The following is a 14,623-nucleotide window of genomic DNA, read 5'->3' on the forward strand; positions in this document are numbered from 1 at the left end:
CTACGATCGCGCTTCTTTTTCGCCGGCTCTAAAGCGTATAGCCAAAACCAGCAAGGGGGCGTAAGCAATAACAAGCCCCCAAAAACCTGTTATGTATTCAAAGGTTACCAATAGCGCACATGGTAATAACCATAAGGCGTTGATGACCATGACACTCAACGTTACCACTTTATGGCTGGCAAAGTGACGTGAAGCCCATTGATAAGCATGACTTCTATGAGCTTCATAGACCTTATCTCCCCGAAACAGACGTCGAAGCAAGGTCCAAGTAGCATCAACGACAAAGACACCAAGCAAAATCAACCAAGCCCATAGCAGCTCGGACTTAAACCATCCAGCTTGAATTGACATCAGTCCAAGTATAATGCCTAGGAACCCGCTGCCTGCATCCCCCATAAATATACGAGCAGGGGGCATATTCCAGAATAAGAACCCTAGCACCGCACAACAAAGCAATCCGGGTAACCAGGCTGCATCCATGTGGCCCGTCAAGATATATAAAAGCACACCACCCAAGGTGACACATATCGCCTCAGCACTAGCAATGCCATCAATACCGTCCATAAAGTTGTACAAGTTAAGCAACCAGACTAGGTAAAACACTGCAATAGCTTGAGTCATGATACCCGCTGCTAAATACAGTGATCCCAGCTCCAGGGGAGACAGACCGTTAAGCCAGAAAGCACCCCAGCATCCAGCAGCAAAATGTCCTAAAAGCCTCCATCGGGCAGGAATGTGCCGGTGGTCATCGATAAAACCAAGTAACGCAACCAGAAAGCCACTGCCAAAAAAACCAATAAGTTCATCGGTAGAAATTAGACCTTGCTTTGCAAGTAAGGGGAGCGCGAACAGAAATACCAGAACGATAGCGACCCCTCCCCCACGTGGAGTAGGCGTAGTATGAGAACTTCGTGCATTGGGTATATCTATTACTTGACGAGCTAATGCATAGCGGCGCAATGCGGCCGTTCCCAACAAGGCAACTATGATAGCAGCCGGAAAAATCCACAAAACCATCTTAGTTCTTTGATTCCAGATAAGCTTTTGCAACTTTAATTAAAGCATCACGGGTCCTATATCGTGGCACCCAGTTTAATATTTCAGACGTTTTAGAAATATCAACCTGCAACGAACCACATAACCGGACAACCAGATCCCTACGACCAATACAACGCGCAACGCCACTTAACCAACTTGAAGGAATAGGAATGAGCCTTGGAGAGCGAGACATGCCCTGAGCCAAAATACGAAGCAGTTCCGCTGTAGAGATATCCTCGCCATCGCTAACAAGGAAAACCTTACCCGCTGCGGCAGGATGCTTTATACACAGAAAAATCAGGTCAGTTAAATTATCGAGCGATACAAGGCTGCGCTGATTGTGTATAGCACCAAGAGGTAAAGGCACCCCAGAGGCGGTCCACTTCAGCATGCTTCTGAAATTTGCCTTGACACCAGGCCCATAAATCAATGGAGGACGAATGATGACAACTTCCAGACCGGTACACCCCCCTAATTGCAGGAGCTCTTTCTCCGCCTGTAGTTTAGTACGCGCATAAGCATCAGAAGGGCTGGGAATATCGTTCGCCTTGAATGGCACTCCTGGATGCGTAAAGTCGCCGTTTACCTTGATACTACTTAAGAAAATGAAGCGCCTGACACCGCCACTATGTGCCTGTCGAGCTAAATTTAGCGTACCTGCCACATTGATACGATAAAACTCATCATCAGACTTACCTGCTGACTCTCGCATAATATGGACACGTGCGGCAGCATGAATAACAGTATCGATTCCTTCGAAGGCATCAGCCCAACAGGTATCGCCATCAATGATGCGGACTAGCTCATTCGGGTATGAATCCCTTCGAGATTGGCGTACAACAGTGCGAACGAAAACACCTTGCTCCCTTAGCTGCTGGGCAATTGCACGCCCAACAAATCCATTCGCCCCTGTAACGAGTACCCCAGAACGCTCTATTATCGTCGCACTATCTTGCACTGCCCGCTTCTCTTGACTGTTTTCCCCTACAGCCATCTTACACGAGTCACAAAAATATCAGTCAGCATGTTTACCAGCGCTCATGGCCTGCCACCTACAATACTTGTATAACAGGCACAAAAAAGCCCAACCTTAGGCTGGGCTTTTTTTAGAATACGTATTTAGGCGCTTTTAATGTTGGATGTAATGGATGATTCAACTTTAATCAAGGCATCACTCATATACATAGATGAAAACGTATCACGCTGAACAGAAGGTTTAACAAACAGCGCCACCACCCAGCTAACCATAAGACTCAATACGGCAAGCATCGCGTGGTCAATTTGTATAAAGGCAAAACAGGCAGCGATACCGAGCCAAATAAACAGGTAATGACGCATGATGACATCCTCACTAGCGTGGACTTCGAGGCCATGAGCGACCAGACGTGAGGATTCTTGCTTAAAGCGAGAGATATGTCCAATAAAAAAATAAAAAAATACTTGATTTTTTTAAAAGTGCCAATTTTATGATTCAGCACAGGAAAAAGTCAAAATACAGGCAGACATCTTTCCCAAACAAACTCTGATATTGCTGTATCAATTACGAGCTTTTCAAAAACGAGCATAAAAGCCGCTCGCTAATACATCAGCAATAAACCATGCCTTAAACCTAGAAACCGAATAATGCCAAGCTTTACCTAAAGCTCATTAACCCTGTCTCTAAGCTCTTTACCCGGCTTAAAATGCGGAACGTATTTTCCATCCAACGTTACAGATTCCCCTGTTTTAGGGTTTCGACCTGTACGAGGTGAACGATAATGCAAAGAGAAGCTGCCGAAGCCTCGTATTTCAATACGATCTCCGGTTGAAAGCGCTTGAGCCATTTGCTCAAGCATTGTCTTGATAGCCAGCTCAACATCGCGAGATGACAGCTGCCCCTGCTCCGAAACGATACGTTCGATCAACTCCGACTTGGTCATGGAATTTTCCTTCTTTTTCAAGCGGCTAGATCATTTTTAACTCTTTTAGCATGACCGCTTGGCTTTGAAAAGCATGTAGCCAACAAAAGGCTGTAAATTTATTTGACGCTAGACATACAACCCTTTAGATCTGAGAAGCTTTTTTCAGGCAATAAAAAAGGGTGGCCTAAGCCACCCTTTTCTTAGAAAACCTAAGGTGATTAACCCTGGTTTTCCATCTGCGCCTTGATCAGGTCACCGATAGTAGTCGGGCCTGCGCTCGGCTCCTGCTTGTTACGCAGGGAAGTCATCGCTTCCTTCTCATCGTCAACATCCTTAGATTTGACGGAAAGGCTGATCACGCGGCTCTTACGATCGATACTGATGATCTTGGCTTCAACTTCGTCGCCTTCCTTCAGAACGTTACGCGCATCTTCAACGCGGTCACGGCTGATTTCGGAAGCCTTCAGAACGCCTTCGATCTCATGGCCTAGAGTGATGATGGCGCCCTTGGCGTCAACTTCCTTCACAGTACCACGAACGATGGTGCCCTTCTCGTTCAAAGCAGCGTAGCTGGAGAACGGATCGTCTTCCAACTGCTTGATGCCCAGAGAAATGCGCTCACGCTCAGGATCAACGGACAGGATAACGGTATCCAGCTCATCACCCTTCTTGAAGCGGCGTACGGCTTCTTCGCCCGGCTCGTTCCAAGAAATATCGGACAGGTGAACCAGACCGTCTATGCCACCATCCAGACCAATGAAGATACCGAAGTCAGTGATGGACTTGATAGTACCGGAGATACGATCGCCCTTGTTGAACTGACCGGAGAACTCTTCCCATGGGTTCGGACGGCACTGCTTGATACCCAAAGAGATACGACGACGTTCTTCGTCGATATCCAGAACCATAACTTCCACTTCGTCGCCAACCTGTACGACTTTGGACGGGTGGATGTTTTTGTTGGTCCAATCCATTTCGGATACGTGTACCAGACCTTCAACGCCTTCTTCTAGCTCAGCGAAGCAGCCGTAATCAGTCAGGTTGGTAACACGAGCCTGAACACGTGTACCTTCTGGGTAACGCGCCTTGATAGCAACCCATGGGTCTTCGCCCAGCTGCTTCAGGCCCAAGGATACGCGGTTACGCTCGCGATCAAACTTCAGAACCTTAACGTCGATCTCGTCACCAACATTAACAATCTCGGAAGGATGCTTGATACGCTTCCATGCCATGTCAGTGATGTGGAGCAGGCCATCTACGCCGCCCAGATCAACGAACGCACCGTAGTCGGTGAGGTTCTTGACGATACCACGAACCTGCTGACCTTCCTGCAAGGACTCCAACAGCGCTTCACGCTCGGCACTGTTCTCAGCCTCAAGAACGCTACGGCGAGAAACAACAACGTTGTTGCGCTTCTGGTCAAGCTTGATGACCTTGAACTCCAGCTCTTTGCCTTCCAGGTGGGCAGTGTCGCGCACAGGACGGACATCAACCAGGGAGCCTGGCAGGAAAGCACGGATGCCGCTAACGTCAACAGTGAAACCACCCTTGACCTTACCGTTGATAACACCCTTGACCACTTCGTCAGCGTTGAACGCAGCTTCCAGGACCAGCCAGGACTCAGCGCGCTTGGCTTTCTCGCGAGACACTTTGGTTTCGCCGAAACCGTCTTCCACGGCATCGAGAGCTACATGGACTTCATCGCCCACGTTGATGGTCAGCTCGCCTTGTTCGTTGTAGAACTGCTCGAGCGGAACAAGACCCTCAGATTTCAGGCCAGTGTCGACAACTACCCAGTCACCATCGATGGAAACCACAGTACCTGTGATGATGGCACCCGGTTGCATGTCGAGGGATTTCAGACTTTCTTCAAAGAGTTCTGCGAAGCTTTCGCTCATGTTTATACCTGTAATGTTGGGTACACGATGCACCCGATCTACCGCATCACCAGCCAATGCGGGGTTCGTTATCAATATCCAGCAGACAGGTTGAGACTGGTTCCTGCCTGCCTTCACCAAATATCCCAGGATAGGATAATCTGGCTGTCATCCTGCCAGGTCACGCTCGGCGGCCAATGCGAGGATGTGGTCGAGCACTTGTTCAATCGAGAGATTCGTCGAATCCAGGACAATGGCATCATCTGCCGGCTTGAGTGGAGCGACGGTGCGCTGAGTATCACGCTCGTCGCGCTCACGAATCTCTTCGAGGAGACCCGGCAAAGTAACACTTTCGCCCTTTTTCTTCAACTGAAGATAGCGCCGTCTGGCGCGTTCTTCGGCGCTAGCGGTCAGAAATATCTTTAATTCCGCATCTGGGAAAACCACGGTTCCCATATCCCGACCATCCGCAATAAGGCCAGGCGCCTCGCGAAAGGCTTTCTGTCGCTGCAACAACGCTTCACGTACAGCCGGCAGGATCGCCACCTGTGAAGCGCCTGCCCCGATATCTTCGGTTCGAATGAAGTCGGTAACATCCTCCCCCTCTAGGACAATGCGCTGACCATGCTCATGCCCAGCCTGGAATTGCACGTCCAGATACGCTGCCAACGCCTTGAGTGATTCCTCATTCGTCAGGTCAACGCCATGGTTGCGCGCTGCGAAGGCCAGCAGGCGATAAAGCGCTCCGGAGTCCAGCAGATTCCAGCCCAGACGGCGGGAAAGAAGTGCCGCGATAGTGCCCTTCCCAGAGCCTCCAGGCCCATCGACTGTAATAACCGGAGCGGTACTCATCATACGGAAGCCTCTTCTTTCACACGAATCCCAGCTTTAGCTGCCAGTTCAAGAAAGCCGGGAAAGGAAGTTGCAACATTTGCACAATCACGGATTCGTATCGGTGCGCTCGCTCGCAGCGAGGCCACACTAAACGCCATTGCGATGCGATGATCACCATGACTTTCCACTTCTCCGCCACCCATGGAGCCGCCCTCGATCACGATTCCATCAGGCGTAGGAGTAGCACTTACACCCAGTACTTTCAAACCATCAGCCATGACCTGAATACGATCAGATTCCTTGACACGCAACTCTTCCGCACCTCGCAGAACGGTACGCCCCTGAGCACAACTGGCGGCAACAAACAGAACCGGGAACTCATCAATTGCCAGCGGCACCAACGCTTCCGGTATTTCGATTCCCTTCAACGTAGCTGAACGGACGCGCAGATCAGCTACAGGTTCTCCCCCTACCTCACGCTGATTCTCAAGCGTAATGTCGCCACCCATCAGGCGCAGGATATCGATGACCCCGGTACGAGTAGGATTGATACCCACGTGCTCAAGAACCAACTCGGAGTTTTCCGCAATGCTTCCGGCCACCAGGAAAAAAGCTGCCGAGGAAATATCTGCAGGTACTTCGATACGATTGGCAGTGAGCCTGGAGCCCGAGCGCACTCTTGCCACATTACCTTCTACCGTCACCGGATAACCAAACCCCTGCAACATTCGCTCGGTGTGATCACGCGTCGGAGCAGGCTCAGTAACCGATGTCTCCCCTTCGGCATACAGGCCTGCCAGCAATAGGCAGGACTTAACCTGGGCGCTGGCCATGGGCATGTCGTAATGGATACCTTTGAGCTTCTGTCCGCCGCGAATGGTCATCGGTGGCCGTCCCTGCTCTGCTGTTTCGATAACAGCCCCCATCTCCCGCAATGGATCGGCAACCCGGTTCATGGGGCGCTTGGAGAGCGAGGCATCACCGGTCAGGGTGGTATCAAATGCCTGAGCGGAAAGAATCCCGGACAACAGTCGCATTGAGGTGCCTGAGTTTCCTAAGTATAGCGGACCTGCAGGCGCCTTGAGGCCATGCAATCCCACACCATGAATGGTTACACGACCATTGGTGGGCCCCTCGATGACGACCCCCATATCACGGAACGCCTGCAGCGTAGCGAGGGCATCCTCACCCTCAAGGAACCCTTCCACCTCTGTCGTTCCATCCGCCAGGGAGCCCAGCATGATTGATCGATGCGAAATGGACTTATCTCCGGGCACTCGAACGCGTCCGGACAACGAGCCGCCAGGATTGGCGATATAGGTAAGATCTTTAGTTTGCATAGCGTCCACATAGGCCCGGCGGGCCAGTATTTTGCCGAAATGCTCGCGGGCAACCCGGGCGCGGGTAAAGACACCCAGCAGCTGATGCCCATCCTGTGTAATGACAGCCTGACGCAATGCATCCAGGTCGTCACGAAATGTATCCAGTGTCCGCAGTACGGCTTCCCGGTTGGCTAGAAAAATATCGTGCCACATGACCGGATCACTGCCAGCGATACGGGTGAAGTCTCGAAAGCCACCAGCGGCATAACGAAATATCTCAAGGTTCTCACTACGCTGGGCAAGCGAATCAACCAGGGTAAAAGCCAGCAGATGCGGCAAGTGACTGGTTGCAGCCAACACCTCATCATGGTGGTCAACCGTCATGTATTCAACGTCAGCACCCAGTGCCCGCCAAAGTAGATCAATATTTGCAAGCGCCTCAGCATCCGCCTCATCAAGGGGTGTAAGAATGACTTTGTGCCGCTTGAATAGCTGACCATTAGCCGCCGTAACACCACTCTTTTCAGAACCAGCGATTGGATGCCCTGGGACGAAGCGGAACGCTTTGCCGGCAAAGGCCTTTCTGGCTGCCCGGGCAACGCTGCCTTTTGCACTCCCAACATCGGTTAGCACAGCCTGGCCGATGTCGAGAGCCGCAAGCTCTGCAAGGACTCGTTCCATGGCAAGAATGGGAACCGCCAACTGGATAACGTCTGCATTCTGACAAGCAACGGCCAGCTCTGCCTCAGCGCTATCAACAACCTCTAACTCAACCGCTAGACGCCGTGTTTCTCTATCCCGATCTACGCCGACCACTTCATGAAACAGGCCGCTCTCCTTCATGCCCTTGGCAAACGAGCCGCCAATCAGTCCAAGTCCTACTACGACGAGACGACCAAACAGGGGGACTTTTTGCGATTCAACCACGAGCCAGCACCTTGGCAAGCGCCTCAAGAAAACGACTGTTTTCCTCTTTCGTACCAATAGAAACACGAAGGAATGTTGGCATGCCGTATCCAGCGACCGGACGGACAATCACACCCTCTTGCAGCAATGCCTGATAAACAGGCGCGGCCGGCTGCCCGAGATCAACGGCGATAAAGTTTCCCTTGGAAGGAATCCAGGAAAGTCCCAGCTGCTGAAAACTCTGTTCAAACTGAGCCATTCCCTCGTCATTGACCTGACGACTTTTAGCCAAGTAATCAGCGTCATCCATAGCCGCGCATGCTGCAACCAAGGCAAGGCTGTTGACATTGAATGGCTGTCGTACGCGATTCAATACATCCGCAATCTGCACTGAAGAAATGGCATACCCCACCCGTAACGAGGCCAAGCCATAAGCCTTGGAGAATGTACGTGAAACCATGAGATTGGGGTGGTCCGCCAGATAGCTCAAACCATCCGGCAACTCGTCTCCCTCGGCATACTCTATATAGGCTTCATCAAGCACCACCAACACATTCTCGGGTACTGCCTTCAGAAAGGCCGCCAAAGCGCGTGGACCAAACCAGGTACCTGTTGGGTTATTGGGATTAGCCAAAAAGACGATTCGCGTATGCTCGTCGATAGCCTTGAGCATTGCATCCAGATCATGCCCCCAATTCACGGCGGGAACTGCACGACCTTCGGCACCAATTGCCTGCGTCACCAGAGGATATACGGCAAATGCATGCTCGCTAAATACCGCATTAAGACCAGGAGCTAGGTAAGCGCGTGCAACCAGCTCGAGAATATCGTTAGAACCGTTGCCCAAGGTTATTTGATCGATATTGACGCCGCATCGACTGGCAATTTTCTGCTTGAGCTCAAACCCATTGCCATCCGGGTAACGTGTCAGCTCAGCCAGCTCGGCTCTTATCGCCTCAGTTGCCTTGGGACTCGGGCCTAATGGATTTTCATTGCTCGCCAACTTGACGATACGCTGAGGATCCAGTCCCAATTCGCGCGCCAACTCATCGACTGGCTTGCCTGGAACATAAGGTGAAAGTTTCTGCACGCCTGGCAGGGCTTGCGCTAGAAAATCGCAGCTCATTGTAACCTCATAATGGCCGGACTCCCGGCACCCATTAAACGAATGGGCGCCATGGTAGACCATGCAGCCGCGGGAACCCAGCCCAAGGCGCTGGATTACTCAACAACAACCGATCTACATGAGTAATGCTCATCACCTTGATGCAAGGTAATCAGCCACTTCAAAAGGCCAGAAAAAAGGGCGCCGTAATTGCTCACGTCGCCCTTTTCTATTACCCCAAGGTAGCCAGGAGCTTTTCCCATTCCTTGTTTTCTTTCTTGGATACCCCCCCGAGCAGCTCTATGGCCTGACGCAAGCGGAAGCGTGTGAGGTCGGGACCAAGAATCTCCATAGCATCAAGGACCGAGACGGAGCTGGCCTGCCCAGTGATAGCTGCAAACATCAATGGCATCACGTCTCGCAGCTTGAGCTCAAGTCCCTCGGCTACACCTTGAATACATGCTGTAATATTATCCTTGGTCCACTGCCGTAGCGATTCCAATTTCCAGAGAATCAGCTGCATTACCTGCCGCACCTGATCTGGAGAAAGCTTCTTGTGAGCAAACAATCCCGCATCTAGTGGCAAAGCGCCGGCAAAAAAGAAACTGGCCAGCGGTGCAATCTGACTGAAGGTTTCAACACGCCCCTGTACGTGAGGCGCGATCTTCATCAAGTAGTCAGGATTGAGCGCCCATTTCTGCACCTCGGCAGCAAACGCTTCGACGCTCAGCTCACGGACCCACTGTCCGTTTAGCCAAGATAGTTTTTCAATGTCGAAAATGGGGCCGCCAAGCGAGATACGATTGATATCGAAGTGCTCGATCATTTCAGCCAACGTGAACTTTTCACGCTCGTCCGGCATTGACCAACCCATCCGGCCCAAGTAGTTCAGCATGGCCTGGGGCAAATATCCCATACGCTCATAGAACGTTACGGACGTCGGGTTCTTGCGCTTGGAAAGTTTGCTCTTATCTGGATTACGCAGCAACGGCATATAACACAGTGCAGGTTGCTCCCAGCCAAAGTATTCGTACAGCTTGATGAGCTTGGGCGCGGAAGGCAGCCACTCTTCGCCACGCAAAACGTGAGTAATGCCCATCAGGTGGTCATCGACCACGTTAGCCAGGAAGTATGTCGGCAAGCCGTCTGCCTTCATTAGAACCTGCATGTCCATGCGGTCCCACGGAATTTCGACATTGCCGCGCAGCATATCCGGCACGACGCAGATGCCTTCTGTTGGCACCTTCATTCGTATGACATGAGACTTACCCTCAGCAATACGACGCTGCGCCTCGGCAGGATCGATATGCATGCAGTGTCCGTCATAACGGGGCGTTTCCTTGCGGGCCGTCTGCTCGGCACGCACCTGATCCAGACGCTCGGCCGAGCAGAAGCATGGGAACGCATGTCCCTTGGAGACAAGCTCGTCGGAGTACTTCTTATAAATCTCACCCCGCTCACTCTGGCGATAAGGCCCATGTGGACCTCCTACGTCAGGACCCTCGTCCCATTCGATACCCAGCCAACGTAGCGCATCATAGATCTGCTGTTCAGACTCACGCGTAGAGCGAAGCTGATCGGTATCCTCGATACGCAGGATGAACTGACCGCCATGCTGACGAGCAAAGCAGAGATTGAACAAGGCGATGTAAGCGGTACCGACATGGGGATCGCCAGTAGGCGACGGTGCGATACGCGTGCGAACAGTGGTCATGGGAGGTCTCGACACAGAACAATACAAAAGGAGATGGTAGCAGCGGGCAAGCCTTGGCTTCCAGCGCCGAAAACACAAAGGCCCGGCTTTAGGACCGGGCCTTTGTGTTTGACACTCACTCAAGCCGTCATGAGGCGCTCACGCAGTTGCTGGATTTCATCACGCAGTTTGGCTGCGGCTTCAAATTCCAGATCACGCGCCAACTTGAGCATACGCTCTTCAAGCTGAGCGATCCGCTTGGTGATATCCGCCGGCGAACGCAGCTCGGCCTCATAACGACCGCTGCCCTCGGCTGCCTTGGCGGCACGACGCTTACCGCGGGCACCCGGAACAGCCGCACCCTCCATGATATCGCGAATATCCTTCTTGATTCCCTTGGGCACAATACCGTTAGCCTCGTTAAAGGCCAATTGCTTGGCTCGGCGCCGCTCTGTTTCATCAATGGCACGCTGCATGGAGCCTGTCATCGAATCGGCATAGAGAATCGCCTTGCCGCTCAGGTTACGTGCTGCACGACCAATCGTCTGGATAAGAGAACGCTCTGAACGCAAGAAGCCTTCCTTGTCAGCATCCAAGATGGCAACCAACGAAACCTCCGGCATATCCAGTCCCTCACGGAGCAGGTTGATACCGACGAGCACATCGAACGTTCCCATTCGGAGATCGCGAATGATTTCGACCCGCTCTACCGTATCGATGTCAGAATGCAGATAGCGAACCCGAACATCATGATCGGCCAGATAGTCCGTCAGGTCTTCAGCCATGCGCTTGGTAAGGGTTGTCACCAGGACACGCTCATCCTTGGCTACTCGCAAGCGGATTTCAGAAAGCAGATCATCTACCTGCGTCGTTGCCGGGCGGATTTCAATCTCCGGATCGACCAGGCCTGTCGGGCGCACCACCTGCTCAATAACACGGCCGGCATGCTCTGCTTCATAAGGCCCTGGCGTTGCTGATACAAATATGGTTTGCGGACTCCCCGCTTCCCACTCCTCGAATCGCAGCGGGCGATTATCCAGAGCCGAAGGCAGTCGGAAGCCATACTCGACCAGCGTCTCTTTGCGTGAGCGATCGCCTTTGAACATCGCCCCTATCTGCGGCACGGTTACGTGAGATTCGTCGATCACCAGCAGCGCATCAGGAGGTAGATAGTCATACAGGGTTGGCGGCGGCTCACCAGGAGCACGCCCGGACAGATACCGTGAGTAGTTTTCGATGCCATTGCAGTAACCCAACTCCATGATCATTTCCAGATCAAAGCGGGTTCGCTGTTCAAGTCGCTGCGCCTCAAGCAGGCGGTTTTGCGTACGCAGGAATTCCAGCCGATCCTTGAGCTCCGCCTTGATATGCTCAATGGCCTCAAGCAGCGTATCGCGTGGCGTGGCGTAATGCGTCTTGGGATAGAAGGTAAAACGCGGCAGCTTTCTGATGACCTCCCCCGTCAAGGGATCGAAGGCAGAAAGATTTTCCACCTCGTCATCAAATAGCTCTACGCGAATAGCCTCAAGGTCAGACTCAGCCGGGTAAATATCGATCACATCACCGCGCACCCGAAACGTTGCACGGGAGAACTCCATATCGTTGCGCGAATATTGCAATTCAGTCAGACGCCGTAGCAGCGTGCGCTGGTCGATACGGTCTCCGCGATCCAGATGCAGCACCATCTTGAGGTAAGCCTTGGGATCGCCCAGGCCGTAGATGGAGGATACTGACGCTACGATGATTGCATCACGGCGCTCCAATAATGCCTTGGTTGCCGACAGTCGCATCTGCTCGATGTGATCATTGATTGACGAATCCTTCTCGATAAAGGTATCCGAGGAAGGCACATAGGCTTCTGGCTGATAGTAGTCATAGTAAGAGACGAAGTACTCGACGGCATTATCAGGAAAAAAGGCCTTGAATTCGCCGTACAGCTGAGCCGCCAATGTTTTATTGGGTGCCAGCACGATCGTGGGTCGCTGAATCTGAGCGATGACGTTGGCGATACTGAAGGTTTTGCCCGAACCGGTCACACCCAGCAAGGTTTGATGTGACAGGCCAGCATTGATCCCTTCGACCATCTGGCGAATCGCCTCCGGCTGGTCACCAGCCGGGGTATAACGTGTAGACAATTGAAATGCAGACATGAGCTTCCTCAAGAGGAGGTGCAGAGAGCCATCCTGCCCGAGATGCACCCCAAATAACCAACACGAACCCAGCGTTTCGTTGTCTGTACTCCTGGAATGACATTGCTATCCAGACTCTTTTAGATGCGTCCTGACAGCATATTTTTCAAGCATTGAACATTAGTCTAGTTACTGCCAGGCGGGACCTGTTTTTTGTCGCCCCGACAGACGATGCCCGCTATACTGTCTCCCCGCTTGCGCACAACGGCAATCGGGTCTTGTGCGTGTTTTCATTCTTCTAAATCGAGCTTGCGCACAATGAGTTTGTTCTCTGCCGTCGAAATGGCTGCCCGCGATCCAATCTTGGGCCTAAACGAAGCCTTCAATGCCGATGCCCGCCCTACCAAGGTCAACCTGGGCGTTGGTGTCTATTACGACGAGCAGGGCCGCATCCCCCTGCTACGCGCCGTGGAAGAAGCGGAAAAGAAACGCGTTGTAGCCCGCGCGCCGCGTGGATACCTGCCCATTGACGGTATTGCCGCTTATGACGAAGCAGTGCAAACCCTGCTGTTCGGTCAGGGCTCTTCACTGATCAGTGAAGGCCGTGTTGCTACCATTCAGGCATTGGGTGGAACCGGTGCATTAAAGGTTGGCGCTGATTTTCTCAAGCGTCTCCTGCCTGATGCCACGGTAGCCATCAGTGATCCGAGCTGGGAGAACCATCGCGCCCTGTTCGAAGCGGCAGGCTTTCCCGTACAAAACTATCGCTACTACCATGCCGCCACGAATGGTCTGAACCGCGGCGGCCTGCTGGAAGACCTTAACGCCCTTCCTCCGCATTCCATTGTGGTATTGCATGCATGCTGCCATAACCCGACCGGTGTCGATCTGCAGTTGGACGACTGGAAGGAAGTGCTGGAAGTCATCAAGACGCGCGAGCACGTGCCCTTCCTGGATATCGCTTATCAGGGATTTGGCGATGGCATCGAGGAAGATGCTGCAGCTGTCCGCCTGTTTGCCGAATCAGGTCTGACCTTTTTCGTTTCTAGCTCGTTCTCAAAATCATTTTCTCTCTATGGCGAGCGCGTCGGCGCACTTTCGATCGTAACGGCCGATCGCGAGGAAACCGCTCGAGTGCTGTCGCAAGTCAAGCGTGTGGTACGCACCAATTACTCCAATCCGCCGACGCACGGTGCCACGATCGTTGCGACTGTTCTGCGCGATCCAGAGCTACGCGCAATGTGGGAGGCCGAGCTGGCAGAAATGCGTGATCGCATTCGTAGCATGCGCCACGCCCTGGTGGAAGGACTCAGTGCAACCGGTGCCAAACGCGATTTCAGCTTCGTCAATGAACAGCGCGGCATGTTCTCTTATTCAGGGCTGACGACCGACCAAGTTGATCGCCTGAAAGCTGAGTTTGGTATCTACGCGGTAGGAACTGGCAGAATCTGTGTAGCGGCACTGAACAGGAACAATCTGGACGCGGTTATCAAGGCTATCGCCGAAGTTCTCTAAGCGTGTTTTTTGTCTAAGGAGAAGTGTTGACTTCTCCTTAGCAATCAGTAAGATACGTTTCGTTGTTCCGCGATAGCTCAGTCGGTAGAGCAAATGACTGTTAATCATTGGGTCCCTGGTTCGAGTCCAGGTCGCGGAGCCAAATTCAAAACCCAGCCAGTGGCTGGGTTTTTTTATGGGCGCATCCAGGCCTCATACGGTAGCGTTCATGCAGAAATTCAATGGCGATCAAGCGCCCCGTGTTTTCCTTTTACTGTACACTCCCGCCCTTTTTGCAAACTCTGCTTTGCAATCAGGTGCTGC

At 52.5% G+C, this 14,623-nt stretch carries 11 protein-coding genes and 1 tRNA gene; 2 read left to right on the forward strand and 10 right to left on the reverse strand.

The window, feature by feature from the left end:
- The 10 genes from EAW52_RS13835 to uvrB form a co-directional block, all read right to left on the reverse strand.
- Complete coding sequence (locus tag EAW52_RS13835; RefSeq protein ID WP_122042907.1) at positions 1 to 1,017, reverse strand: glycosyltransferase family 4 protein; 1,017 nt, start codon at positions 1,015 to 1,017, stop codon at positions 1 to 3.
- 1 nt (position 1,018) lies between these two features.
- On the reverse strand, positions 1,019 to 2,032 hold the full coding sequence (locus tag EAW52_RS13840; RefSeq protein WP_256680590.1) for an SDR family oxidoreductase: 1,014 nt from the start codon (positions 2,030 to 2,032) through the stop codon (positions 1,019 to 1,021).
- Between the two features lie 125 nt (positions 2,033 to 2,157).
- Complete coding sequence (locus tag EAW52_RS13845) at positions 2,158 to 2,376, reverse strand: hypothetical protein (protein WP_122042909.1); 219 nt, start codon at positions 2,374 to 2,376, stop codon at positions 2,158 to 2,160.
- A gap of 299 nt (positions 2,377 to 2,675) precedes the next feature.
- The gene (gene ihfB / locus EAW52_RS13850) at positions 2,676 to 2,957 is read right to left on the reverse strand and encodes an integration host factor subunit beta (protein WP_019365163.1); all 282 of its coding nucleotides are present in this window, start codon (positions 2,955 to 2,957) and stop codon (positions 2,676 to 2,678) included.
- A gap of 200 nt (positions 2,958 to 3,157) precedes the next feature.
- Positions 3,158 to 4,837 carry a 30S ribosomal protein S1 gene (gene rpsA, locus EAW52_RS13855; RefSeq protein ID WP_010797902.1) on the reverse strand — a complete coding sequence of 560 codons (1,680 nt, stop codon included), beginning with the start codon at positions 4,835 to 4,837 and terminating at the stop codon, positions 3,158 to 3,160.
- Positions 4,838 to 4,984: 147 nt separating this feature from the next.
- The gene (gene cmk / locus EAW52_RS13860; protein ID WP_074825215.1) at positions 4,985 to 5,671 is read right to left on the reverse strand and encodes a (d)CMP kinase; all 687 of its coding nucleotides are present in this window, start codon (positions 5,669 to 5,671) and stop codon (positions 4,985 to 4,987) included.
- A complete protein-coding gene (locus EAW52_RS13865; protein ID WP_256680829.1) occupies positions 5,668 to 7,875 on the reverse strand; it encodes a bifunctional prephenate dehydrogenase/3-phosphoshikimate 1-carboxyvinyltransferase in 2,208 nt (735 codons plus the stop codon). The genes cmk and EAW52_RS13865 overlap by 4 nt, the downstream gene beginning before the upstream one ends.
- 16 nt (positions 7,876 to 7,891) lie before the next feature.
- The gene (gene hisC, locus EAW52_RS13870; RefSeq protein WP_122042913.1) at positions 7,892 to 9,004 is read right to left on the reverse strand and encodes a histidinol-phosphate transaminase; all 1,113 of its coding nucleotides are present in this window, start codon (positions 9,002 to 9,004) and stop codon (positions 7,892 to 7,894) included.
- Positions 9,005 to 9,215: 211 nt separating this feature from the next.
- Positions 9,216 to 10,697 carry a glutamate--tRNA ligase gene (gltX, locus tag EAW52_RS13875; RefSeq protein ID WP_122042914.1) on the reverse strand — a complete coding sequence of 494 codons (1,482 nt, stop codon included), beginning with the start codon at positions 10,695 to 10,697 and terminating at the stop codon, positions 9,216 to 9,218.
- A gap of 119 nt (positions 10,698 to 10,816) precedes the next feature.
- Complete coding sequence (gene uvrB, locus EAW52_RS13880; RefSeq protein ID WP_122042916.1) at positions 10,817 to 12,826, reverse strand: excinuclease ABC subunit UvrB; 2,010 nt, start codon at positions 12,824 to 12,826, stop codon at positions 10,817 to 10,819.
- 297 nt (positions 12,827 to 13,123) lie between these two features.
- Here uvrB and EAW52_RS13885 point away from each other — a divergent pair, with 297 nt between their 5' ends.
- Both EAW52_RS13885 and EAW52_RS13890 read left to right on the forward strand, forming a co-directional pair.
- Positions 13,124 to 14,320 (forward strand): amino acid aminotransferase, encoded by a 1,197-nt coding sequence (locus EAW52_RS13885; RefSeq protein WP_122042918.1) that lies wholly within the window; start codon positions 13,124 to 13,126, stop codon positions 14,318 to 14,320.
- 66 nt (positions 14,321 to 14,386) lie between these two features.
- Positions 14,387 to 14,462: transfer RNA gene (locus tag EAW52_RS13890), tRNA-Asn, on the forward strand.
- Positions 14,463 to 14,623: the final 161 nt, after the last annotated feature.

It is taken from the genome of Pseudomonas sp. LTJR-52, assembly GCF_003691465.1.
Lineage (GTDB): Bacteria > Pseudomonadota > Gammaproteobacteria > Pseudomonadales > Pseudomonadaceae > Chryseomonas > Chryseomonas luteola.

Coding starts and splice junctions, on each gene's coding strand:
- EAW52_RS13885 (WP_122042918.1), top strand. CDS start 13,124: ATGAGTTTGTTCTCTGCCGTCGAAATGGCTGCCCGCGATCCAATCTTG.
- EAW52_RS13835 (WP_122042907.1), bottom strand. CDS start 1,017: ATGGTTTTGTGGATTTTTCCGGCTGCTATCATAGTTGCCTTGTTGGGA.
- uvrB (WP_122042916.1), bottom strand. CDS start 12,826: ATGTCTGCATTTCAATTGTCTACACGTTATACCCCGGCTGGTGACCAG.
- cmk (WP_074825215.1), bottom strand. CDS start 5,671: ATGATGAGTACCGCTCCGGTTATTACAGTCGATGGGCCTGGAGGCTCT.
- gltX (WP_122042914.1), bottom strand. CDS start 10,697: ATGACCACTGTTCGCACGCGTATCGCACCGTCGCCTACTGGCGATCCC.
- EAW52_RS13840 (WP_256680590.1), bottom strand. CDS start 2,032: ATGGCTGTAGGGGAAAACAGTCAAGAGAAGCGGGCAGTGCAAGATAGT.
- hisC (WP_122042913.1), bottom strand. CDS start 9,004: ATGAGCTGCGATTTTCTAGCGCAAGCCCTGCCAGGCGTGCAGAAACTT.
- ihfB (WP_019365163.1), bottom strand. CDS start 2,957: ATGACCAAGTCGGAGTTGATCGAACGTATCGTTTCGGAGCAGGGGCAG.
- EAW52_RS13845 (WP_122042909.1), bottom strand. CDS start 2,376: ATGCGTCATTACCTGTTTATTTGGCTCGGTATCGCTGCCTGTTTTGCC.
- rpsA (WP_010797902.1), bottom strand. CDS start 4,837: ATGAGCGAAAGCTTCGCAGAACTCTTTGAAGAAAGTCTGAAATCCCTC.